Origin of the sequence: Micromonospora sp. NPDC004551, from assembly GCF_040609975.1 — a bacterium.
In the GTDB taxonomy this organism is placed as follows: domain Bacteria; phylum Actinomycetota; class Actinomycetes; order Mycobacteriales; family Micromonosporaceae; genus Micromonospora.
In genome coordinates, this window is sequence record NZ_JBEXLM010000006.1 from 198,462 (window position 1) to 220,392 (window position 21,931).

Annotated in this window: 19 protein-coding genes; 9 read left to right on the forward strand and 10 right to left on the reverse strand. The window is 75.0% G+C overall.

All coding sequences use genetic code 11. The features are described 5' to 3' along the window. The first annotated feature begins 229 nt into the window (after window positions 1-229). The 6 genes from ABZW14_RS10310 to ABZW14_RS10335 all read left to right on the forward strand — a co-directional run bounded on the left by ABZW14_RS10310 (window position 230) and on the right by ABZW14_RS10335 (window position 5,580). Window positions 230-1,057: a BTAD domain-containing putative transcriptional regulator gene (locus tag ABZW14_RS10310; RefSeq protein ID WP_355342951.1), complete on the forward strand. Its 828-nt coding sequence runs from the start codon at window positions 230-232 to the stop codon at window positions 1,055-1,057. Between the two features lie 137 nt (window positions 1,058-1,194). Further along, complete coding sequence (locus ABZW14_RS10315; RefSeq protein WP_355342954.1) at window positions 1,195-1,542, forward strand: TcmI family type II polyketide cyclase; 348 nt, start codon at window positions 1,195-1,197, stop codon at window positions 1,540-1,542. Between the two features lie 235 nt (window positions 1,543-1,777). Then, entirely contained in the window at window positions 1,778-2,683 is a 906-nt protein-coding gene (locus ABZW14_RS10320) for a hypothetical protein (protein ID WP_355342957.1), read from the forward strand. A gap of 218 nt (window positions 2,684-2,901) precedes the next feature. Beyond that, window positions 2,902-4,104: a low temperature requirement protein A gene (locus ABZW14_RS10325; protein WP_355342960.1), complete on the forward strand. Its 1,203-nt coding sequence runs from the start codon at window positions 2,902-2,904 to the stop codon at window positions 4,102-4,104. 120 nt (window positions 4,105-4,224) lie between these two features. Continuing rightward, window positions 4,225-4,431, forward strand: a complete 207-nt coding sequence (locus tag ABZW14_RS10330; RefSeq protein WP_355342963.1) for a hypothetical protein — start codon at window positions 4,225-4,227, stop codon at window positions 4,429-4,431. Window positions 4,432-4,620: 189 nt separating this feature from the next. After that, entirely contained in the window at window positions 4,621-5,580 is a 960-nt protein-coding gene (locus ABZW14_RS10335) for a TIGR03557 family F420-dependent LLM class oxidoreductase (protein ID WP_355342966.1), read from the forward strand. A gap of 97 nt (window positions 5,581-5,677) precedes the next feature. Here the strand turns inward: ABZW14_RS10335 and ABZW14_RS10340 are convergent, their stop codons facing one another. The 3 genes from ABZW14_RS10340 to ABZW14_RS10350 form a co-directional block, all read right to left on the reverse strand. Continuing rightward, window positions 5,678-7,783: an amino acid transporter gene (locus tag ABZW14_RS10340; RefSeq protein ID WP_355342969.1), complete on the reverse strand. Its 2,106-nt coding sequence runs from the start codon at window positions 7,781-7,783 to the stop codon at window positions 5,678-5,680. Between the two features lie 82 nt (window positions 7,784-7,865). Then, window positions 7,866-8,267, reverse strand: coding sequence for a hypothetical protein (locus tag ABZW14_RS10345; RefSeq protein ID WP_355342972.1), 402 nt, complete (start codon window positions 8,265-8,267; stop codon window positions 7,866-7,868). 132 nt (window positions 8,268-8,399) lie between these two features. Further along, entirely contained in the window at window positions 8,400-9,266 is an 867-nt protein-coding gene (locus ABZW14_RS10350; protein WP_355342975.1) for a hypothetical protein, read from the reverse strand. Between the two features lie 120 nt (window positions 9,267-9,386). On the opposite strand from ABZW14_RS10350, the gene ABZW14_RS10355 reads away from it, so the two are divergent. Beyond that, on the forward strand, window positions 9,387-9,935 hold the full coding sequence (locus ABZW14_RS10355) for a CGNR zinc finger domain-containing protein (protein ID WP_355342978.1): 549 nt from the start codon (window positions 9,387-9,389) through the stop codon (window positions 9,933-9,935). A gap of 69 nt (window positions 9,936-10,004) precedes the next feature. Here the strand turns inward: ABZW14_RS10355 and ABZW14_RS10360 are convergent, their stop codons facing one another. After that, window positions 10,005-10,775 (reverse strand): DUF5995 family protein, encoded by a 771-nt coding sequence (locus ABZW14_RS10360; RefSeq protein WP_355342981.1) that lies wholly within the window; start codon window positions 10,773-10,775, stop codon window positions 10,005-10,007. Window positions 10,776-10,886: 111 nt separating this feature from the next. Next, window positions 10,887-13,835 carry an AAA family ATPase gene (locus ABZW14_RS10365; protein WP_355342984.1) on the reverse strand — a complete coding sequence of 983 codons (2,949 nt, stop codon included), beginning with the start codon at window positions 13,833-13,835 and terminating at the stop codon, window positions 10,887-10,889. A gap of 188 nt (window positions 13,836-14,023) precedes the next feature. Between ABZW14_RS10365 and ABZW14_RS10370 the strand changes: the two genes are divergently transcribed. After that, on the forward strand, window positions 14,024-16,480 hold the full coding sequence (locus tag ABZW14_RS10370; protein ID WP_355342987.1) for an adenylate/guanylate cyclase domain-containing protein: 2,457 nt from the start codon (window positions 14,024-14,026) through the stop codon (window positions 16,478-16,480). 232 nt (window positions 16,481-16,712) lie between these two features. Here ABZW14_RS10370 and ABZW14_RS10375 read toward each other — a convergent pair whose 3' ends face one another. From ABZW14_RS10375 to ABZW14_RS10395, 5 genes are all read right to left on the reverse strand, one after another. Next, entirely contained in the window at window positions 16,713-17,279 is a 567-nt protein-coding gene (locus tag ABZW14_RS10375) for a dienelactone hydrolase family protein (protein WP_355342990.1), read from the reverse strand. Window positions 17,280-17,327: 48 nt separating this feature from the next. Then, complete coding sequence (gene paaI, locus ABZW14_RS10380) at window positions 17,328-17,735, reverse strand: hydroxyphenylacetyl-CoA thioesterase PaaI (protein WP_355342993.1); 408 nt, start codon at window positions 17,733-17,735, stop codon at window positions 17,328-17,330. A 1-nt stretch (window position 17,736) separates the two neighbouring features. Then, the gene (gene paaK, locus ABZW14_RS10385; RefSeq protein WP_355343160.1) at window positions 17,737-19,044 is read right to left on the reverse strand and encodes a phenylacetate--CoA ligase PaaK; all 1,308 of its coding nucleotides are present in this window, start codon (window positions 19,042-19,044) and stop codon (window positions 17,737-17,739) included. 339 nt (window positions 19,045-19,383) lie between these two features. Further along, window positions 19,384-19,785: a hypothetical protein gene (locus tag ABZW14_RS10390; protein WP_355342996.1), complete on the reverse strand. Its 402-nt coding sequence runs from the start codon at window positions 19,783-19,785 to the stop codon at window positions 19,384-19,386. A 314-nt stretch (window positions 19,786-20,099) separates the two neighbouring features. After that, on the reverse strand, window positions 20,100-20,549 hold the full coding sequence (locus tag ABZW14_RS10395; RefSeq protein WP_355342999.1) for a MarR family transcriptional regulator: 450 nt from the start codon (window positions 20,547-20,549) through the stop codon (window positions 20,100-20,102). 136 nt (window positions 20,550-20,685) lie between these two features. Between ABZW14_RS10395 and ABZW14_RS10400 the strand changes: the two genes are divergently transcribed. Next, window positions 20,686-21,909, forward strand: a complete 1,224-nt coding sequence (locus ABZW14_RS10400; RefSeq protein ID WP_355343002.1) for an MFS transporter — start codon at window positions 20,686-20,688, stop codon at window positions 21,907-21,909. The last annotated feature ends 22 nt before the right edge of the window (window positions 21,910-21,931 follow it).

The window sequence follows — 21,931 nt, forward strand, 5'->3', positions numbered from 1 at the left end:
TCACAGGCGGTTCGTCCGACCACTACGGACGGTCAGCAAACCGACGCGCCGTTGACTCAGAGTAACAAGTGTTGATATCCTCCGTACCGGTCAGCCCGGCCAGAGCGGGCTTTCTCCGCCACGGCGGAGCCGTTCCGACACCGGCGTCGAGGCAGCCGAGCGAGCAACAGAGGACGGTCGGGACGAGGGTTCCGGTGCAGGGGGTGCGCCCGTGTCCGGTAGATCGAGAATGCCGACGGCGGAAGACCCCGCCCCAGGGGTGTCGCTGCACCTGCTCGGTGGGTTCCGACTGCTCCACGACGGGGTCCCGGTGGTGGTTCCCCGGGGCCTGCAACGGGTCATCGCCCTCATCGGGCTGCGCCCGGCCGCCACCCGCAGCCACCTCGCCGGACTGCTCTGGCCGGAGACCTCGGAGGACCGCGCGCTCTCCTCGCTGCGGACCGCACTGTGGCGGCTCCGGCAGGACCCCTGCTGCCCACTGCGCACCGACGGGGACACGGTCCGCCTCGACCCCACCGTCCACCTCGACGTCGACGAGCTGGTCGGTACCGCCACCCGGGTACGCGACGGCGAGGTCCCCCGCGGCGCCGCCGGGGCCGGCCGGCACGACCTCCTCCCCGGCTGGTACGACGACTGGGTGCTGCTGGAACGGGAACGGCTGCGGCAGCTCCGGCTGCACATGCTGGAGGAGCTCGCCGGCAACCACCTCAACGCCGGGCGGCACGGCGAGGCCCTGGAGGCGGCGCTGGAGGCGATGGCCGCCGAGCCGCTGCGGGAGACCCCGCACCGCCTGGTGGTCCGCATCCACCTGGCCGAGGGCAACGCGTTCGAAGCGGTGCACGCCTTCTACGTCTACCGGGACCTGCTGCTCCGCGAGCTGCGCCTGGAGCCGTCCCCGGCGATGTCCGCGCTGCTCGACGAGACCCTCGCCCCGATCCGGCGGGCCACCCGGCGGGAGGCGCCGCAGCGGCGGGCCGACCGGTCCAACGCCCCCGGCCGCCCGGCCGGGACGGCGCAACGCGGCCCGACCGCGCCGACCACGCCGCACCCCCGCTGACCGTGGCGTCACCACCCCCATCAATGTGGCCGCCCGGACCGTGACGGCCAGGTGACAGCGGACCGGGCAGGGTGGCCCCCACGGTGGCCGACACCCTGGGCCGGGTCGGCGCATCACCAGCGGCGAGAGGGGTCCCGATGAGTCGACTGTTGGTCGTCAGCCGGATCGTGCCGGGGGCGCAGGGCCGGGTGGCCCAGATCTTCGCCGAGTCCGACGCCACGGAACTGCCCCGGCTCACCGGGATCCGGCACCGGTCGCTCTACTACCTGCACGACCTGTGCGTGCATCTCATGGAGACGGTGGACGTCGACCCGGACCTGGCCGCCGGGGTCCGCGACAACCCGTTCTACCAGCAGGTCAACGAACGGCTGTCGGCGCACACGTCGCCGTACCTGCCGACCTGGCGTTCCCCTCGCGACGCGGTGGCCGGCTGCTTCTACAGCTGGGACGCGGCCGACGTGCCCGCGCCCCGGCGGGGCTGCTGAGCGTTCCGGCGCGAAGACCGGGCGCCCCGGACCCTCGAACGGCACCAGGGTCCGGGGCGCCCCTTGCGCCACCCGGCGTGGCACACGCTCGGTCATCCCGCGGCCACCGGCCGGAACCGCCCGTCCCACGGGCTGCGGCCAGCCCCCGACCTCCCTGTCGCCCCGCGCGTACGTGTGCGAAGCTGCCCCGAGTTTTCACGCGATTGTCGTGCACGTACATAGGAGGAGGTTGGCCATGCCGTCGAGCTTCGGGCAGTGGCTGGTCGTGATCCTGGCCCTGCTGGTGGGCCTGGGAATCGGGTGGGTGGTGAGCGGCCGGCGCAGCGCCGCCGACGCCGGCACGCCCACGGTGGAGGGTGCCGCCCCGGCGCCCGAGGTGACCGCCACGGTCGACCAGGAGCGGCCGGAGGCCGTGGTTGACGAGGTGCCGGCGCCCGCGGCGGTGACCGAACAGCCGGCCCCGGTCGAGCAGGAGGCCGCCCCGGCTGCCGCCGCCCTGGCCGCCGAGGCCACCACCCTGCCGTCCGCCGAGCCGGTCGCGGTCGCCGAGCCGGTGACGGCCGACGAGGAGCCGGCCCGCACGGTGGCGGCCGCGGCGGAGCGGCCGGTGACCGCCGACGCGGAGGACGAGCCGGTCCGGACCGCGCCGGAGCCGGTGGCCGCCGCCGAGGAGCCGGCCGCCGAGGCCGAGCCGGTTGCCGTGCCCACCGAGCCGGTGTCCGTGCCCGCCGAGCCCGTGACCGAGCCGGCCGAGCCGGTGGCCGTGCCGGCGACGTCCGAGGCCGTCGAGCCGGCGGCCGACGAGCCGGTCGTCGGGACCGAGCCGGTCGCGCCGGTGGCGGTGCCCGCCCCCCGCGTCGCGGTCGAGGACGCGGCTCCGGCCCAGGTGGACGCCGCCGACGACTTCCGGCGGATCCAGGGCATCGGGCCGAAGCTGGCCGCCGCCCTCCAGGCCGCCGGTATCCGCACCTACCAGCAGCTCAGCGAGCTGGACGAGACGGTGCTGCGGGACACCGTGAAGGCCGCCGGCCTGCGCGCCGCCCCGGGCCTGGCGACCTGGTCGCAGCAGGCGAAGGTGCTGGCCGGCGCTCGCGCCGACGCCGAGCGGGTGCTCCCGGTCGGCACCGGCGAGGACGCCTGATCCAACCGCCGGGCCGGTGGTGACCGTCGGTCACCACCGGCCCGCGCCGTGTCCGGAGGCCGTCGAGCCGGCCCGGGTCAACCCCACGCGGGCCACCGGCGCGGTGCCCCGGACGAGCGCGAATGCCCGAAACCGGCACAGGCCCGGGCGGCCGTCGCTACGGTCGGTGCAGGGCCGGACGGCCCGCCGCGCCGATCCCGCCACCGCAGGAGCACCTCGTGCCCACCGCCACGCCGGAGCAGCCCGCCGGGCGGCGTCCCCCGGTCCGGGATCCCGAGGCGCCCCGCCGGGTGACCCTGCTGGAACTCTTCTTCGACCTGGTGTACGTGGTCGCGCTCTCGCTCATCTCGCGCGGCCTGCTCACCGAGGTCGACTGGCAGCGGGCCTTCCAGTCGCTGATCATGCTGATGGCCATGTGGTGGACCTGGGCGATCACCACCCTGGTCACCGACCTGTACGACCCGCAGCGTCCCGAGATCAAACTGCTGATCATCGCGGTGATGTTCGGGGCGCTGCTGATGACCACCGCGATCCCGGAGGCCTTCGGCGCCCGCGGACTGGTCTTCGCCGCGACGTACGTGGCGATCCATCTCGGACGCGGGCTGTTCCTCATGCCGACGGTCCGGCGCCACCGGCAGTCCCAGCGCCGGGCGGCCCGCATCTTCACCTGGTTCGCGGTCTCCTCGATCCCCTGGCTCGTCGGCGCCATGGCGAGCGGGCACGCCCGCGAGATCCTCTGGGCGCTGGCCCTGGGCATCGACTACCTCGGGTTCCGGCTCGCGTACCCGGTGCCCGGTCTCGGCGTGGTGCCGGACTCCCAGCGCAACGTGACCGCCGAGCACCTCTCCGAGCGCTACCAGCAGTTCTTCATCATCGCGCTGGGCGACGCCATCCTGGTCACCGGCACGGTCTTCAGCCTGCACCACTCCGAGACCGAGAACATCGGCGCCTTCGCCGTCGCGTTCGCCACCACGCTGCTGCTCTGGCGGATCTACGTGCACAAGTCCGGCGAGCTGCTGCCGCACGCCATCGCCATGGCGAAGCACCCGCACCGGTTCCTGAACTCCGCTCCCTACACCCACCTGCTCATGGTCGCCGGCGTGGTGACCAGCGCCGCCGGCTTCGACCTGGTGCTGCTCGAACCGACCGGGCGTACGCCGCCGGCCTGGCTGGCGGTCATCCTCGGCGGACCGGCGCTGTTCCTGGCCGGTCGCGCCGCCTTCGAGTACGAGGTGTTCAGCCGGGTCTCGCTCTCCCGCCCCGGCGGGATCCTGGCACTGCTCACCATCGCGCCCGGCCTGCTCTTCCTCGCCCCGGTCTACGCCGCTCTCGGGGCGATGCTGGTGCTGGCCGGGGTGGCCGTCGCCGACCACCTGCGCAGCCGAGGCCGGCCGCCGGAGGACCCCTCACCGCCGCACTAGAGCCGGCGCCACGATGGTCGGAATCGGCCGCGCCGCGGCGGCGGCGCCGTTTGACCGTTCACCCGATCGGGGTACATGGGCTGCACCTCGAAACCACCACAACCCCAGTGGAGGCAACCCATGCGCGGCACCTCGATACTCGGCGTCCTGGTCGTCATCTGGCTCATCATCGGCGCGATCGCCGCCGGTCAGCGTGGCTACTACGGCAACGACGACACCAACTGTGCCGAGGCCGGCACCATCCTGGTCACCATCGTGGCCGGCCCGCTGAACTACATCGGCGCGAACCCCAAGGTGGACTGCGAGCTCCCCCAGCCGTCCAAGTAGGCCCGACCCCCTCACCACCCCGGCCCGCGCCCGCTCCCCCGCGGCGCGGGCCTCTCCGTGCCCGGCGTGCGCGGTGTCACCATCCGTAGTCCGTCCTAGGAGGCTGGGTTCCTCGGCCCGAGCGCGTTTGTCCAGCCCGCCGGCGGGAAGGGCAGCGGTCCAGCCGCGCAGGGACGGGAGACCAGGGCGATGCAGATCGGCTACAAGCTGGCCTCGGAGGCCTTCGGTCCGCAGGAACTCATCCGGCAGGCGATCCGCGCCGAGCAGGCGGGCTTCGACTTCGTCGAGATGAGCGACCACTACCACCCCTGGCTGGAGGTGCAGGGGCACTCCTGCTTCACCTGGAGCGCGCTCGCCGCCATCGCCGCGAAGACCAGCACGCTCGGCCTGGCCACCGGGGTCACCTGCCCGTCGGTCCGGTATCACCCGGCGATCATCGCCCAGGCCGCGGCCACGCTGGCGCTGATCTCCGACGGGCGCTTCACCCTGGGGGTCGGCGCCGGCGAGCGGCTCAACGAGCACGTGGTCGGGCAGGGCTTCCCGAGCGTCCGCGGCCGGCACGAGCGGCTGCGCGAGGCCCTGGAGATCATCCGGCTGCTCTGGCGGGGCGGTTACCAGTCGTACGAGGGCAAGCACCTCCAGCTCGAGGACGCCCGGGTCTGGGACCTGCCCGAGACGCCGCCGGTGATCGCCGTGGCCGCCAGCGGACGCTCCTCGGCCGCGACGGCCGCCGAGCTGGGCGACGGGCTGTTCGCCACCGAGCCGAAGTCGTCGATCGTGACGCACTACCGGGACGCCGGCGGGCAGGGGCCACGTTACGCGGAGGTGCCCATGGCCTGGGCGTCGGACGAGGAGCAGGCGGTCCGGGCGGCGAAGGAGACCAGCCGGTGGGCGATCACCGGGTGGAAGGTGATGAGCGAGCTGCCCAACCCGGTGAACTTCGACGCGGCGACCGTCTGGGTCGAGGACCAGCACATCCGGCAGCAGTTCTCGGTCGGGCCGGACCCGGAGCCGCACCTGGCGAAGGTGCGGACGTACGTCGAGGCCGGCTTCGACCACGTCGTGCTGCAGAACGCCGGCCCCGACCCGGACGGCTTCCTCGACTTCTGCGCGGGCGGCTTCGTCGACCGGGTGCGCGCACTCGCCTGATCGGGGCGCCGGTAGCCGGGCGCAGCCCGGTGCGGGCGGCGGTCGGCGTACCCCTCGGGACGGCGGACCGGGACGGGGCCGCAGGCACCGGCGGCGCTCAGCCGCCGACGTGGATGCCGGGCCGCCGGGCCGGGTCGGGTTCGGTCTTGCGGATGATCTCCCGGACCACCGGCGGGGTGTCGCCACGGCCGAGGATCAGATAGCGCAGCAGGTGGGCGATCGGGTTGCCCTCGGACCACTCGAAGTGGCAGTGCGGGCGGACCCCGGTGGCGTCGCGCAGCGCCAGCAGGATGGCCGCGATGGCGTTGGGCGCGGCGGGACTGTTGGCCCGGAGGATCCGGTACCCACCGACCTCGACCCCGTGCACCCGCAGGACCTCACTGAACCGCGAGGGGTCGCTGATGTCGATCTCCAGGAAGAGCACGTCGGCGGCGCCGGGCACCGGGTTCATGCCGCGCTGCGCGCGCTCCTTGACCCGGTACTCCTTGAGCGAACCGCTCTGCCGCTTGTTGGCGATGAGGTGCAACCGGCCGTCGTGGGCGATCGAGTCGGCGACGAACCGCCGCGCCGCGTCGTCGAACTCGATCCGCTCGGCACGCAGCTCGGTGGTGCGGGACACCCGGGAAATCAGCGAGACGGCGACGATGCCGGCGATGAACAGGCCGGAGATGGTGATGCCGTCGGGCTTCTCGATGACGTTCTCGACAAGCGCGTAGAGCAGCACGAGGGTGAGCACCGTGAAGCCGGCCCCGGCGAACGGATGCCGCGACCGGTACGCCGAGATGGTCACCGCGATCGCGCCGGAGACCATCATGGCCAGGATGCCCGTGGCGTACGCGCCGGCCTGGGCGTTGACGTCGGCCCGGAAGGCGACCGTGATGGCGATGCTGATGGCGGTGTAGACCAGCACCACCGGCCGGACCGCCCGTCCCCACTCCGGCGCCATGCCGTAGGAGGGCAGGTAGCGGGGCACGATGTTGATCAGGCCGGCCATGGCCGAGGCGCCGGCGAACCAGAGGATGAGAATGCTGCTGATGTCGTAGACCGTGCCGAACGCCTCGCCCAGGTGCTCGTGGGCCAGGAAGGCCAGGGCGCGACCGCTGGCGGCCCCGCCGGGTGCGAAGTCGCGCTCCGGGATCAGCACGGTGGTGACGAAGGTGGTGGCGATCAGGTAGACCGACATGATCAGCGCGGCGGTGGCGAGCAGCTTGCGGGTGTTGCGGATCCGCGCCCCCAGCCGGCGCTCGGCGTCGTCGCCGTCGCCCTTGACCAGCGGCATCATGCTGACCCCGGTCTCGAAGCCGGACAGGCCCAGCACCAGCAGGGGGAACGCGAGCACGCTGGTGGCCAGTACGTCGCCCGCGCCGCCGACCCGGGTCAGCCGGTCGGTCCAGCCACTGAGCGACGACGGGTCGGCGGCGATCTCGACCAGAGCGCCGACCACGATCACCGCGTTCAGCGCCAGGAAGACCGCGACCAGGGGGATGGCGACCTGCACCGCCTCGCTGAACCCGAGCAGGAACACCCCGCCGAGGATGAGCAGCAGCACCACGGTGACCAGCACGGCGGCCGTGGTGCCGTGCGGGAACGACTCGGGCAGGATCGGGTTCTCCAGCAGGTGCACGGTGGCGTCGGCGGCGGAGAGCGTGATCGTGATGATCCACGAGGTGGCCACGAAGCCGAGCAGCACCAGCACGAAGACCTTGCCGCGCCAGAACGGCAGCAGCCGCTCCAGCATGGCCACCGAGCCCTGCCCGTGCGGGCTCTCCCGGGCCACCCGCCGGTACATCGGCAGCATTCCGAACAGGGTCAGCGCGACGATCAGCAGGGTCGCGAGCGGGCTCAGCGCGCCGGCCGCCACCGCGGCGATGCCGGGCAGGTAGGACAGGGTGGAGAAGTAGTCCACCCCGGTCAGGCACATGACCTGCCACCAGGAGTGCGCCGGGGCCTGGTGCTCCCGGGTCTCCGGGCCGACCGGCTGGACCCGGTGCTGGAACAGCCAGCGGGTGAGCCGGTTGGCCGGTGGGGCCGGCCGGACGGGGCTCTCCACGCGCGACGGAAGCGTCGCGGGGCCCCGCCGGGCGCGGTCGCCGATCTCCGGGTCGCGGGCGGCGCGCAGCGCCCGGTCCGCCGGGGTCGACTGCCCGTTGTTGCGGCGCCCCCGCGTCCGCCGGGGGTGTCCCCCGTCCCGTGCCTCCGCCATGTGCACCCCTTAAGGCCCTGAACCGACGGTAGGCGGTACCCCGGGTGCGGCCCGGCGGAACCGGACAAGCGGAAAAAGATGATCAGGGCGCGGTGGCCAGGGCGTCGCGCAGCGCCTCCGGGTCGGTCACCGTCACCGTGACCGCCGGGTGGCGGAGCCACGGACCGGGGACGAGCGCCGGCACCGGCGTGGCGAGGCGGAGACAGACCCCGGCGGCCACGCCGGTGCCGAAGGTGACCCCGCCGTCGGCCAGGGACAGGTGCGGGCCGACCGCCCGCCACCAGCGGTACGGCCCGCCCAGCTCGGCCCCGCTGATGTTGGTCCGGGCGGTGCGCAGCCGCCAGGGTCCGAACCGCACGGTCAGCTCGTCCGGGCCCAGCTCGACCCGGGCGGTCTCCGGCCGTACCCCCAGCAGGGCCAGCGGCAGCCGGAACGCCGGGTCGAACCGGAAGGCGAAGCGGCGGACCGGCTCGGTGTGCGGCATGACCGCCGGGTACCCGGTCGGGCCGGGCCGACACCCGCAGGCGCCGTCAGCCCGGGCCGGCCCAGCCGCTCCCCCGCGGACCGGGACCGGACGGCGTCCACCGACGCCGCCCGGTCCGGTGGTTCCCTCGCGTCATCCGCGCAGCCCCAGCCGGCCGGCCAGCCAGGCGAGCCGGTCGTCCCGGGTGCGGGCGGCGCCCAGGTCGTGCTCCTCCTGCGGGTAGACCGACACCCTCGCCTGCGGCGCGGCGGCGGCGAAGGCGCCGCGGGTCTCGGCGCCCACGAAGCGGTCCGCGCCGGCGAACTGGAGGTACGCCCCGCTGCCGAGCCGCCCCACCAGGTCCGCCGGGTCCAGGCCGGCGAAGACCGCCCGGTAGGCCTCCTTCTCTCCCGCCGGCAGCTGGAGCCAGTACAGGTCGAACCAGTTGCCCCAGGTGGCGTCGGGGGCGAGCAGCACCGCGGTGCGCAGCCCGGGCTCGCGGGCGGTCAGGTCGACGGCGTACATGGCGCCGTAGTCGTGGCCGACCACCGCGGTGCGGGTCCCGTCCACGCCCGGCTCGGCGAGCAGCCGCCGGTACGCCGCCTGCACGGCGTCGAGCTGGGCGGTGACGGCGGCCCGGTCGCGGGCGTCCCCGACCGGGTCGCCCGCCCACGGGAAGGTGAGCTGCGGCAGCACCGACACCACGCCCCGGCCGGCCAGGGTGGTCGCCTCGGCCAGGAACTCGCTGCGGTCCTGGCTGGCCCGGCCAGGCTCGAACCAGTGCAGGTCCAGCACCCCGGCCAGCCCGCCGCCGGCCCGCTGCGGCCGGACCAGCCAGGCCCGGACCGCCGGCTGCCCGGCCACCGGGATCTCGATGTCGCGGACCACCGTGGGCGCCGCGTGGCCCGCGGCGGCCGGTGCCGGCTCGGCGGGTGCCTCCGCCTGGGCGCCGCCACCGCCGGCGAGCGCGCCGGCGACGAGCAGCACGCCCACGGACACGAGCACGGGCAGACGTCGCATGTGCCACCTCCATAAGTTTTTAAATGCGTTTTACAACTGACGACGCTAGGATGGCGGACGGCGATCGGTCAAGTTCGGAGGAACGGGCGTGTCGGCAATCGGACGAGGGAGAAGGCGCGGATGAGTGCGGTGCCACCCCTGGAGCCGGCGCTGCGCCTGGCCGTCGCGCTGCTGCACAGCTACTGGGTGCTCCAGGACCCGGTCGACCAGCTGTCGGTGGCCCGGCTGCGGGCCGCCGCCCGGGAACTCGGCCTCGCCGAGGCCGTCGAGCCGCTCACCGAGGCCGATCTGCCCCCGCTGCGCGAGCTGCGCGACCGGCTCCACGGTGTCTTCGCCGCACCCGACCCGGCCGCCCGGGTGGCCACGCTCAACGAGGTGCTGGGCGAGGTGAGCGCCGGCACGGCGGTCGAGCCCGGACCCGACGGCACGCTGCGACTCACCCCGCTGCCCCGGCCCGGCCCCGTCGGGGCGTTCGCCGCCCTGGTCACCGGGGCGCTCGCCCGGGCCGCCGCGACCGGCGGGACGGAGCGGTTCGGTGTCTGCGCGGCCGACGGGTGCGACGCGCCCTATCTGGACCGGACCCGGGCCGGCCGGCAACGCTACTGCTGCGAGCTGTGCAACAACCGGGCCGCCGCGGCGGCGTACCGGGGGCGGTCCCGGCGCGGCTGACCCGGCCGGGCGGCACGGGCGGCGTCCCCGCGCCCCACGACCGCGGGACGCGGGGACCCCCCGTCCCGGCTACTGGAGGAACGCCCCCAGGGGCGAGAGCAGCAGCCGGCCGAGCAGTGCGGCGTTGTCGTCCAGCCGCATCCGCTCACACTCGCGGGCGTCCGGGTCGTGCCGGCAGCGCCAGATCTTCTGCGCGTTGCGCCAGGCCACGTTCCGGGTGTACTCGACCAGTTCGCCCTGGTACCAGTCGTCGATGTCGCCGTTCACCATGTCGATCATCAGCTGCCAGTGGTCCAGGTAGCCGCGGCGCAGCTCCGGGATCCGCTCGGCGAAGATCTTGTTGATCTCCAGATAGTCGCGGTGCTGGTCGCTGTCGTCGATCGGCTCCGAGTCGAGGCTGTCGAAGGTGGTCACCAGCGCGAACGGCAGGTCGTAGTTGATGTGCGCGTTCACCCCGGCGGCGGCCGACGGCAGCGGGCGGGCGTCCGGGCCGCGCATCCGCTGGAACAGGCAGGCCCAGGCCTTCGGGGTGCTCGGGTGGGAGTCGGTCCAGAACCGGAGCGCGTCGAAGTAGCGGGCGGCGAACTCCACGTCGAGCCGGGCCAGGAAGGCCGGGTCGGTGAAGCGGTCGTCGTAGAGCCCGTCGAGGACTGTGGAGGTGATGACCAGGTAGAGCTTGTTGAAGTCGGCCAGCGGGCAGCTCTCCTCCAGCGGAGGCAGCCGGACCAGCAGGTCCTGGAGCTTCGTGAGGTGGTCGACGACCGCCGGCACGTCGGCGGGGTGGTCGGCGAGCAGCCCGACGATGTCCTGGTGCACGGGACCCCAGACCGGTTCGGTCATCTCTCCTCCACAGTGGTCGGCGCCCCCCACGACGCCACCCGGTGACGCTGGACAGCCTTCCAGCGGCGCACGCCGGCCGGATCAGTAGAACGACGTATTGCCGACGTACGGCTAGTGCTGGTCGGCGCGGTTACGCAGGAAGATGGCGCTGGCCTGGACCCGGGTGCGGACCTGGAGCTTGTCGAAGATGTGCGACACATGCACGCCGATCGTCCGCTCGCTGATGAACAGCCGCTGGCCGATCTCCCGGTTGGTCAGCCCCTCGGCGACCGCCGCGAGCACCTCCCGCTCGCGGGCCGTGAGCACGACCAGCTCGTCCACCGCGGGCGCGGCCGGCGCCGCCGCCCGGGGCCGGGGCGCCGGACGGGCGGCAGCCGGCCCCTCGTCCAGGGCCACCCGGGCCCGCCCGGCCAGGGTACGGATCTCCTCGCTCAGCGGCACCGCGCCGAGCGCCTGGGCCGTCCCGTGGGCCTGTCGCAGCAGCTTGCCGGCGGTGGCCAGCCGGCTGCGCCGGCCCAGGAGCGCCTCGGCCTGCCGCAGCCGCGAGTACGCCGCCGGGTAGGGATGGTTGCGCCGGTCCCACTCGGTGGCCGCGCGGGCCCACAGCTCGGGATCGCCCCGGCCGTCGTCCAACCGGCTCAGCTCCGCGGCGCAGAGGGCCAGGAACCCGTCCGCGACGTAGCGCACCGGCGCGCCGGCCTTCCCGCTCTTGGCGGCCACCCGGTCTACCACCTCGCGCAGCCGGCGGACCGCGTTCGGGTCCACCTCGACGGTGCGGCTGGCGGACGCCTCCGCCTCGGCGCGCAGCCCGTGCCACGCCAGGGTGGCCAGCACAATGACGTCGTCGGAGCGGCTCTCGGTCAGGCCCCGCTGGACCGCCTGCCGGGCCAGGTCGTGCCGGCCCTGCCACATGGCCAGCCCGGCGCGCAGGATGAGCATCGGCAGCACGTGCCGGGCCCCGCCGCCGGCCAGCACGGTGGCGACCGCCTCCAGGTCACGGTCGGACGCCTCGACGTCGCCGTAGCCGACGGACAGCCGGCACCGGGCGAGCAGTAGCTCGACCGCGTCGGCGCCCGACGGGCGGTGCCGCAGCGCGGCTGCGACGACCTTCTCGGCCTCGGCCCACTGCCCCACCCGGAACAGCCCGTTGGTGGCGATGGCCAGCAGCCGGGTCTCCCAGGTGCGGCCGAGCCCCAGCTCGGCGACCCGCTCGGCGCCCCGGCGGGCCACCACCACGCCCTCCTCGAGGATGTTCAGCGGCCCGGTGAGCAGCTCGGCCAGGTGCAGGTACGCGCAGGCCACGTCCTCCGGCCGGCCCGAGCGCTCGGCGGTGTCCAGTGCCTTGCGCATGACGGCCAGCCCGGCGTCCGGGTCCTCCAGGTAGGCCTCGCTGAAGCCGAGCGCCGAGCTGGCCAGCACCACCTCCGTGGCGGTGCCCTCGACCTCGGCGGCGAGCCGGAGCGCCTCCCGGGCCTGGTCGCCGGCCTCGGCGTAGCGGCCCAGGTGCAGCAGCAGCTCGGCCAGGCGGGCGGCGGCCGTGGCACGTTCCCGGGGCGTGCAGTCCGCCGCGGCGAGCACCCGCCGGTATTCGGCCTCGGCCGGGGCGGACCGGCCGGCGGCGGCCAGGTAACGGGCCCGCCGGATGTGCAGGGCGCACGTGGGCGGGCCGGCCGGGTCGGCGGCCAGCTCCTCCAGCAGAGCCAGCGCGCGGGCGTGCTCGCCGCAGTGGTGCGCCGACTCGGCGGCGTGCGTCAGCAGCTCGGCCCGGTCGACCTCGACCGGCTCGGGCCGGCCGCCGTCGGGCAGCACGGCGGGCGGGGTGGTGGCCAGGCTCAGGGCGGCCGACCAGTGCCGGTGCGCCTCGGCGTAGCCGTGCAGGCGCTCGGCCTCCCGCGCGGCGGCCATCGCGGCCGGCAGGGCCCGGGCCGGCTCGCCGGCGAGCCGCCAGTGGTGCGCCAGCCGGGCCTGGTGCAACTCGGCGGTGGCCGAGGTCAGCGCCTCGGCGTAGCGGCGGTGCAGCGCGGCCCGCTCGGCGGGCAGCAGCTCGTGCGCCAGCACCTCGGCCACCAGGCGGTGCCGCAGCCGGTAGCCGTCGTCGGCGCCGACCAGCAGCCGGTGCGCCACCGCCTCGCGGACCGCCTCGATCAGCTGCTCCTCCGGCAGTCGGACGACCTGGGCCAGCAGCCAGTGCTCGACCGGCTCGACACCGGCGGCTACCGCGTGCACCACGGCGTGCGCGGGCTGCGGCAGCGCGTCGACCCGGGCCAGAAAGACCTCGCGCAATGTGTCGGAAAGGCCGTCGTGGCCGTCGCGCAGGTCGCGGGCCAGCTCCTCCACCACGAACGGGTTGCCGCCGCTGCGCTGCCACAGCTGGTCGGCGGCCTCCGGGGCCAGCGGCGCGCCGACGATCGCGGCGGCCAACTCGTCGGTGCCGGCCCGGTCCAGGGGCGCCAGGTCGACCACCCGCACCGAGCGAAGCCGGCGCAGCTCGGTGAGCACCCGGCGCAGCGGGTGCGCGCCCTGCAACGACTCGGCCCGGATCGCGGCGAGCACCGACAGCTGGAGGTCGCCGAGACCGGCGAGCAGGTAGAGCAGGAGCTGGCGGGTGCTGCGGTCGACCCACTGGAGGTCGTCGAGGACGAGCACCAGCGGCCGCCCGCCGGCGACCAGATGCAGGCCCCGCGAGACCCGCTCCAGCAGCGCGCCCGCGCCGTCCGGGCCGGGGGTCTCCTCGTCGAAGACCTGGAGCAGGCCGCGGACGGCGGAGGAGGTGCGGGCCTCGGTCAGGTCGGCGTCGAGGCGGCGCAGCGCCTGGCGCAGCGGGTGCAGCGGCGAGGCGTCGCCGATGTCGAGGCAGGTGCCGGTGAGGACCAGCGCGCCCGCGTCCCGCAGGTGCTCGACGGTCTCGGCCAGCAGGCGGGTCTTGCCCACGCCGCTCTCGCCGGTGAGGAACACCGCGGCGGTCTGCCCGGGGGCGACGTCGTCGAGCAGCGCCGAACGCAGCGCCGCCGTCGTGTCGGCACGGCCGACGAGCGGCGCGGTGTCCACATCGCTGGCCATGTCCCGCAGCCTAGTCACAGGTTCCCGCACCGTTCTACGGGCTCAGGGCCCTTGTGGTACTCCTCGCGTCGACATTACGACTAATGGTTGCGGGTGGTCGACATACGTCGTCCTACCGATCCCCCGAGGACCCGGTGGTGAAAGTCTCCGGTGGTCGTCAGGCACCGGACCGGGAAAGGGTGGGTGCGATGCTGATCACCACGCCCGTGGGGAGTCGGGAAGCTGCCACCGTCGCGCGCTGGCCGGTGCCGGAGGAGCGGCGCACGGTCACCGTCCTCTTCGCCGACATCGTGGGCTCGACCGGCCTGATCGAGCGCCTCGACCCCGAGGACGTCCGGGCGTTGCAGCAGGCGTACTTCGGCACGGTCGCCGCGGTCCTGCGCCGCTGGCACGGGGTGGTCGAGAAGTACGTGGGCGACGCCGTGATGGCGCTGTTCGGCGCGCACGGCTCCGACGGTTTCGACGCCTACCGTGCCGTGCGCGCCGGGCTGGAGATCCAGGACGCGCTGGACCGGCGGCTGCCGGCCGGCTCCCGCCTACGGGTGCGGGTCGGCGTGGCCACCGGCGAGGTGCTGGTCGACCTGGGCGCCACCCGGGACGGCGGGCACGCCGCGGCCAGCGGCGCGGTGATCACCACGGCGGCCCGCCTCCAGGAGTACGCCCCGCCCGGCGGGGTGGTGGTCTGCGCGGACACCCGGCGGGCCGTCGCCGGCCTGGTCGAGCAGCGCCCGCTGGCCGCCATGACGGTGGCCGGCCGCGCGGCGCCGCTGGACGTCTGGCGGGTGACCGGGCCGGCCCCGCACCGGCCGGCCCGGCACCACGGGCCGCTGGTCGGCCGCCGCCACGAGCTGGCCACCGCCGGCGAGGAGATCGTCCGGGCGGTACGCGAGCGGCGTCCACGGTGGATATCGCTGGTCGGCCCGGCCGGCAGCGGACGGAGCCGGCTGCTGCACGAACTGGTCCGCGCGGTGTCGGCAGTGGACGGTGTGCGGGTGCGCTGGTGCGTCACGCACTGCCCGCCGTTCCCGGACGGGGACCTGGCGCCGCTGACGGACCTGGTCCGCGGCCTCGCCGGGCTGCGCGAGACCCACTCGCCGGAGACCGCACGCCGGCGGCTCGGCACCGCCCTGGACGGACTGCTGCCGGCGGCCCGGCGCGATGCGGCGGCGCACGCGCTGGCCGAGTTCCTGGCCGCGCCGCGCGACCCCGGGGCGTCCGTGCGGGGCGCCGAGCTGTTCCGGGAGATCCTGCTGGACCTGGCCGCCGGCCAGCCGGTGGTGGTGGCGGTCGACGACCTGGACCGGGCCGCGCCGGCGCTGAACCGGTTCCTGCACCGGCTCTTCGCCGCGGCCGGCGAACGGGGGCTGCCGCTCGCGGTGGTGGCCACCCACGGCCCGCGCTGGGCCGACCTGCTTCCTGGGGCGGCCGGCCGGCAGCGCCGGGTGCCGCTGCCCGCGCTGGGCACCGCCGACACCGGACGGTTGCTGCGGCACCTGCTCGACCGGGCCGGGCGGTCCACGGCGCCGGCCGCGGCGCTGCTCCCGCTGGTCGGCGGTAACCCGGCCGTCGCGGCGGCGTACGTGGCCACGCTCGGCGCCGACGGCGAGCCGGCCGGGGTGCCCGAGCCGGTCCGCCGCCTGGTCGACGCCCGGCTGGACCGGCTCGAAGGGGAGCAGCGAGCGGTGCTCATGGCGGCCGCCGCCGGGGGCGGGGACGTCCCGGCCGGAACGGTGGCGCGGATGCTCGACTGGCCGGCCCGGCGCGCCGAGCCGGTGCTGGGTGCGCTCGTCGACGCCGGCCTGCTGCGCCGCACCGCCACCGGCGGGTACGCGGTCGCCGAACCGGCGATCGCCCGGGTGGCCGCCCACCGGCTGCCTCGCGCGGTGCGGGCGGAGTTTGCCCGCCGGCTGCGGGACACCGCGGCGGCCGGGGCGATCCGCCCGGCCGGCACGGCGCGCGGGGTCACCACCGTCCGGGCGTCCTGCCCGGCGGGGACGGGACGCCGGTCGGGTGGAGGGGCCCGACCGGCGCCGGTCCCGGTGGCGGTTGCGCCGGCCGCGGGCAACCCGATGCCGGTGGTACCGGCCGCGGGCGGCCCGGTGGCGGGTGCGCCGGTGGGGAGCGGCAGGGCGCGCGGTGTGCCGGCGGGGGGCCGCGCCGCGCCGGTCGTGCCGGCGGGAGGCGACCCGGGGCTTGGTGTGCCGGCGTGGCTCGTGTCCCCGACGGGCGCGAAGCGGGACGTGCCCGGGACGGCCGGCGCGGTGGTGGGGACCGCCGCGCCGGGTGGCCGACGGCTGGTCGCCGCCGCCGCGGAGGGGGGCAACGGCGTGGTGGGCTGGCCAGCCGGGGTGTCGGGGGACGTCTCCGCCGCGCGTTCCGTCTCGCCGGGCCTGCCGGCGGTCCGGCGTGGGGGGACGCGGACCGGGCGGCCGACGGGTGCGCGACCCGGGGTGTTCCCGGGGCTCCACGACCCGTTACCGGGCGGCCCGCCGCCCGGATCGGCGGGCCGGTGGGGGCCGGTGGGTGGGCGACCGACGACCGGCGGGCCGCCGCCTCCGCACCGGGTCCGGCGGGGACGGACGGCCGCGGCAACCGGCCGGGCCGGGAGCTCCCTGGCGGTGGGCGGGCCGGTGCTGGCCGCCTGAACGCGACGTCCGGGCCGGAGCGGGCACGGGGCCACTCCGACCCGGACGTCCCCGGTGGGCGGCGAAGCCGCCTGCGGAAGGCTGGACCAGCACAACGCCCGCAGCCCTCGAAGCCGCACGCCCACGGCCCACGCCGCATGCCCCGGCCCGCCGGCGTTCGCTCCGCAGGGGGCAGGGCACCGGGCCGGCGGTACCCGGAACGCGTGTCAGGGCCGCCGTCGACGCCGGGCGGTCAGCGGTCGGCGAGGAACGCCAGGGCGCGGTCCCAGGTGCGGGCCGCGGCCGGCGCGTCGTGGTCGGGCGTGCCGGGGTCGGTGAAGAGGTGCCCGGCGCCCGGATAGCGGTGGACCGTCACCTCGGCGCCGGCCGCGGTCATCGCCCGCTGCCAGTCGTCGACCTCGTCCTGCGGCTCGTACTCGTCGGGGTCGGCGAGGTGCAGTTGCACGGGCAGGCCGGGGCGCACCGACCCGGGGTCGCCGCCGGTGCCGTGCAGCAGGAGCAGCGCGGCGGCCTCCGGGCGCTCGGCGAGCAGCGCCCCGGCGATGCCGGCGCCCATCGAGAAGCCGGCCAGCACGGTCTCGGCGGGCAGTTCGGCCGCCGCCGCGCGGGCCCGGTCGAGCACCGCGTCCCGGCCGATCTTGTCCAACAGCGCGAAGCCGGCGTCGACGGTGTCCGCGGCCGGCACTTCGTACAGGTCGGGGGTGGTCACCCGGTGCCCGGCGGCGCGGAGCCGGTCGGCGGCGGCCAGCACGGCGGGGCGCAGCCCGTAGACGCTGTGCAGGAGCAGGATGTGTGCCATCGGCTCATCCTGGCCCGCACTCCGGCGGGCCGCCGGGCGGCGCGCCGGTCAGTCCCGGGCGATGGTGCGGCTGCGGCCCCGGAACTCGGCGACGACCTCGTCGTCCCGCCAGACCGTGACGTCGTAGATGCCGCTGCGGCCGTAGCGGACCCGCTCGGTGGCCCGGGCCTCCAGCAGGTCGCCCTCGCGGACCGGGCGGAGGAAGCTGATCTCGCCACCGGCGGCCACGGTGGCCGGGCCGTGGCTGTTGCAGGCCAGCGCGAACGCGGTGTCGGCGAGCAGGAAGACGAAGCCGCCGTGGCCGATGGCGTGGCCGTTGAGCATGGCCGCGGTGACCCGCAGCCGGGCCACCGCCGCGCCGTCGCCGGCCGAGACCAGCTCGATGCCGAGCCCCTTGGACGCCACGTCGGCGTCGAACATGTCGTGGGCCGCCGTGCGGCCGTCCTCGCCCGCCATCTCAGCGCTCCCGCCGCTGGTCGACGATCCGGCGCATCTTGCCCATCGAGCGCTCCACGCCGTCGGGCTCGATGACCTGGACCGCCACGCTCACCCCGATGGTGTTCTTGACCTGCTCGACCAGGGTCGCCCCGGCCCGCTCGGCCTCGTCGGCGGCCACCCCGGCCCGCCGCTCCACCTTGACGGTGAGGGTGTCCATCCGGCCCTGCCGGTTCAGCACGCACTGGAAGTGGGGGGACAGCGCGGGCGTACGCAGGATCAGCTCCTCGATCTGCGTGGGGAAGACGTTGACCCCGCGCACGATCATCATGTCGTCGGTCCGGCCGGTGATCTTCTCGATCCGGCGCATGCTCCGGGCGGTGCCGGGCAGCAGCCGGGTGAGGTCACGGGTACGGTAGCGGACCACCGGCATGGCCTCCTTGGTGAGCGAGGTGAGCACTAGTTCACCCTGCTCGCCGTCGGGCAGCACCGCGCCGGTGACCGGGTCGATGATCTCCGGGTAGAAGTGGTCCTCCCAGAGGTGCAGGCCGTCCTTGGTCTCCACGCACTCGACCGCCACCCCGGGGCCCATCACCTCGGAGAGGCCGTAGATGTCCACGGCGTGCATGTCGAGGCGCTGCTCCATCTCGCGGCGCATGTCCTCGGTCCACGGCTCGGCGCCGAAGATGCCGACCTGGAGCGAGGTGGACCTCGGGTCGACGCCCTGGCGCTCCATCTCGTCGACGATGGCCAGCATGTAGCTGGGGGTGACCATGATGACCTCGGGCGCGAAGTCGCGGATCAGCATGACCTGCCGCTCGGTCATGCCGCCGGAGACCGGGATGACCGTGCAGCCCAGTTCCTCGGCGCCGTAGTGCGCGCCGAGGCCGCCGGTGAAGAGCCCGTAGCCGTAGGCGACGTGGACCCGGTCGCCGGGGCGGCCGCCGGAGGCCCGGATCGAGCGGGCCATCAGCTTCGCCCAGGTGTCGAGGTCGGCGCGGGTGTAGCCGACCACGGTGGGCCGGCCGGTGGTTCCGGAGGAGGCGTGCAGCCGGGCGACCCGCTCGCGGGGCACGGCGAACATGCCGAACGGGTAGTTCTCCCGCAGCTCGGCCTTGCCGGTGAACGGGAAGCGGGCCAGGTCGGCGAGCTCACGCAGGTCGTCGGGGTGCACCCCGGCCGCCGCGAAGGCCTGGCGGTAGTGCGGCACGTTGTCGTACGCGTGCCGCAGCGACCAGCGCAGCCGGTCGAGTTGCAGCGTCCGCAGCTCGTCGACGCCGGCCCGCTCGACGGGTTCCAGCTCGTCCGGACGAGGGGTGCGGTCCTGCACGGTGGCCTCCTGCGCGACGGGTGCGCCGGCGCCGCGTCGCGCCGGGCGGGTGTCGGTCACCGTACGCCCGTACGGCCCGTCCTGCCAGGTCAGGTCCCCCATGCCGCCGTCAGGGGTGGCCCGGGTCCAGGCCCGCTCGCGCGGCAGCGCATCCAGCCCGGGCCGGCCGGCGCGGTCGAGACCGGCGCAGCCGGCGGCGCCCGGCCCCGCCGGGCGATCGGCATCCCCGGGTAGCACCTGCGGCGCCGCGGCAGAATGGCGGCCGATTCGCCTGCGTCCGGCGACGAGGTCTCCGGTTTCCGGGTCCTTTCGAACCTCTGCCGGAGACCCCGAAAAGCCTTACTCGGTGAAGTTCCGAATGGGCGAGCAGGGCCCGGGAGAAGTGTCGTTGGCGCCGTCCACCGTGCAGACCATCATCGCGTAGGTGTTCAGCTCCCACACGTCGTACTGGAACTGTGCGTAGGAGCCCGAACCGCCACCGTTGTACTTGGTGGCCACCAGGGTCTTGTCCGCCGGAGAGTTGTAGTGATACAGGTACCCGCGCACGCCGTGGCCGTCGGCCAACTTGTCGTACACCCGGAAGTAGTCGCCGTCGTCGACGTGCTGCATGCTCGCGACCACGGTCTGGCTGTTCACGAGGGACACCCACGTGTCACCGGCGAATGCGGGACTGCCCACTCCGAGCACGATGGCGGGGACGGCCAGCAGGGCCGCACCGCGTACGTACCATTTCTTCGACATTGTCGGCCAACTTCCTGACGGGACCGCGCCTTTGCGGTCGGTTGCGGGAAGGCTAGGAGACCGAGCTACCCGCAAACAATGACGTCCGTCTTTTCTTGAGCGACGCTTGAACTTCCGGGAATTGCATCGCGTCCGAGTGCACGGGGCGATGCGAGTCGGAGATCGCCGTCAATGGCGCCCCCAGGCGGCCGGCCAGACGCACCTCGATGGCGCGGGTTGGGCTCGTCACTCCGTACCGAAGACAGCGTCCGACGCGAACATGACCTCCTGACCTCCGCCGCAAGGCGGCCGGGGCGGGTCCGCAGGTCGGTGGCTCAGCGGGCGGCGGGGAGCCGGTGCAGCGCGTCGACCAGCGGGGCCAGCTCGGGGGTGCGCTCGGCCTCGGCGAGGGCGTCGGCGAGCACCCGGTCATGGGTGGGGCGGGCCCGGCCGAGCAGCTTCGAGCCGGCCGGGGTCAGCTCGGTGTAGATGCCGCGCCGGTCGTCCGCGCAGAGCACGCGGGTGAGCAGGCCGCGCTCCTCCAGCCGGGCGACCAGGCGGGTGGTGGCGCTGCCGGAGAGCGCCGCGGCGCGGGCGAGCTGCCGCATCCGCATGTGCCAGCCGTCCTGGCGGGAGAGCGCGTCGAGCACCGTGTACTCGACCACCGAGAGGTCGTGCTCGGCCTGGAGGGCGCGCTCCAGGGCGGCCTCGATCAGGCCGTGCAGCGCGGCGAGCGTGCGCCAGCCCTGCGCGCGGATCTCGACCGCGTCGTCGGCGATGCCCATGGCGCCCCCTCCGGTGTGACCTGGACGTCCCCCAGGCTACCACCCTTGCGCCGATATAAGGCGCGTGCAACTATCTGGTTGTCGGCGCGGGTAGTTGCACGCGCCTCATTGTTTCCGAGCACGGATTGGGTACGGCATGGCACAGCGCACCTCGGCCCTCCCCGGCGGCCTGGTCGCCCTGGCGATCGGGGCGTTCGGCATCGGGCTGACCGAGTTCGTGATCATGGGGCTGCTCCCCCAGGTCGCCGCCGACTTCGCGGTCAGCGAGTCGGTGGCCGGCTGGCTGATCTCCGGGTACGCCCTCAGCGTCGCCGTCGGCGGGGTGGCGCTCACCGCCGCCGTCACCCGGCTGCGCCGCAAGCCGGTGCTGCTCGGGCTCATGGTGCTCTTCATCGCCGGCAACCTGCTCTCGGCGCTGGCCGGCGACTACGGCACCATGCTGGCCGGCCGGATCGTCGCGGCGCTCTGCCACGGCGCGTTCTTCGGCATCGGCGCGGTGGTGGCGACCGGCCTGGTCCCGCCGGCCCGCCGGGCGGGCGCGGTCGCCCTCATGTTCACCGGCCTGACCGCCGCCAATGTCCTCGGCGTGCCGTTCGGCACCCTCCTCGGCCAGCACCTCGGCTGGCGCGCCACGTTCTGGGCGATCACCGGCATCGGGCTGGTCGCGCTGGTCGGCCTCGCCGCGCTGGTGCCCGGCCGCGGTCCGGACGGCGACGCCGCGCCCACCGGCGGCCTGCGCGGCGAATTGCGGGCGTTCGCCCACGCCCAGGTCTGGTTCTCGCTGGTGGTCACCGTGCTCGGCTTCGGCGGCATGTTCGGCGCGTTCACCTACATCGCGTACACGCTCACCGAGGTCAGCGGCTTCGCCACCGGCACCGTCCCGTGGCTGCTGGTGCTCTTCGGCGTCGGGCTGTTCGCCGGCAACCTGGCCGGGGGCCGGGCCGCCGACGTGTCGTTGCCCCGGACCCTGGTCACCGTCCTCGCCGTGCTCACCCTGGTGCTGGTCGGATTCGCGCTGGCGGCCGGGAGCCCGGTGCTGACCGTGGTCGCGCTGGTGCTGATGGGCGCGTTCGGCTTCGCCACCGTGCCGCCGCTGCAGATGCGGATCATGAAGTACGCCCGCCAGGCCCCGACGCTGGCCTCCGGCGCGAACATCGCCGCGTTCAACGTCGGCAACGCTCTCGGCGCCTGGCTCGGCGGGTTGACCATCGACGCCGGCCTCGGCTACACCGCCCCGATCTGGGCGGGCGCCGGGCTCACCCTGCTCGGCCTCGCCGTGCTGCTGGCGGCCGAGCGGCGCGCCCGGCGTACCCCGGCCGACGCCGCGGACACCCGCGAGTTCGCCGACGCCACGGCCTGACCGCCCGTGCGGTCGGACCGGC

Excerpts from the sequence above, each read along its gene's own strand:
- ABZW14_RS10340 (WP_355342969.1), bottom strand. The coding sequence starts at position 7,783 with ATGGCGGAGGCACGGGACGGGGGACACCCCCGGCGGACGCGGGGGCGC.
- ABZW14_RS10370 (WP_355342987.1), top strand. The coding sequence starts at position 14,024 with ATGCTGATCACCACGCCCGTGGGGAGTCGGGAAGCTGCCACCGTCGCG.
- ABZW14_RS10375 (WP_355342990.1), bottom strand. The coding sequence starts at position 17,279 with ATGGCACACATCCTGCTCCTGCACAGCGTCTACGGGCTGCGCCCCGCC.
- ABZW14_RS10330 (WP_355342963.1), top strand. The coding sequence starts at position 4,225 with ATGCGCGGCACCTCGATACTCGGCGTCCTGGTCGTCATCTGGCTCATC.
- ABZW14_RS10365 (WP_355342984.1), bottom strand. The coding sequence starts at position 13,835 with ATGGCCAGCGATGTGGACACCGCGCCGCTCGTCGGCCGTGCCGACACG.
- ABZW14_RS10355 (WP_355342978.1), top strand. The coding sequence starts at position 9,387 with ATGAGTGCGGTGCCACCCCTGGAGCCGGCGCTGCGCCTGGCCGTCGCG.
- ABZW14_RS10345 (WP_355342972.1), bottom strand. The coding sequence starts at position 8,267 with ATGCCGCACACCGAGCCGGTCCGCCGCTTCGCCTTCCGGTTCGACCCG.
- ABZW14_RS10360 (WP_355342981.1), bottom strand. The coding sequence starts at position 10,775 with ATGACCGAACCGGTCTGGGGTCCCGTGCACCAGGACATCGTCGGGCTG.
- ABZW14_RS10310 (WP_355342951.1), top strand. The coding sequence starts at position 230 with ATGCCGACGGCGGAAGACCCCGCCCCAGGGGTGTCGCTGCACCTGCTC.
- ABZW14_RS10350 (WP_355342975.1), bottom strand. The coding sequence starts at position 9,266 with ATGCGACGTCTGCCCGTGCTCGTGTCCGTGGGCGTGCTGCTCGTCGCC.
- ABZW14_RS10395 (WP_355342999.1), bottom strand. The coding sequence starts at position 20,549 with ATGGGCATCGCCGACGACGCGGTCGAGATCCGCGCGCAGGGCTGGCGC.
- ABZW14_RS10390 (WP_355342996.1), bottom strand. The coding sequence starts at position 19,785 with ATGTCGAAGAAATGGTACGTACGCGGTGCGGCCCTGCTGGCCGTCCCC.
- ABZW14_RS10320 (WP_355342957.1), top strand. The coding sequence starts at position 1,778 with ATGCCGTCGAGCTTCGGGCAGTGGCTGGTCGTGATCCTGGCCCTGCTG.
- paaI (WP_355342993.1), bottom strand. The coding sequence starts at position 17,735 with ATGGCGGGCGAGGACGGCCGCACGGCGGCCCACGACATGTTCGACGCC.
- ABZW14_RS10335 (WP_355342966.1), top strand. The coding sequence starts at position 4,621 with ATGCAGATCGGCTACAAGCTGGCCTCGGAGGCCTTCGGTCCGCAGGAA.
- ABZW14_RS10315 (WP_355342954.1), top strand. The coding sequence starts at position 1,195 with ATGAGTCGACTGTTGGTCGTCAGCCGGATCGTGCCGGGGGCGCAGGGC.
- ABZW14_RS10400 (WP_355343002.1), top strand. The coding sequence starts at position 20,686 with ATGGCACAGCGCACCTCGGCCCTCCCCGGCGGCCTGGTCGCCCTGGCG.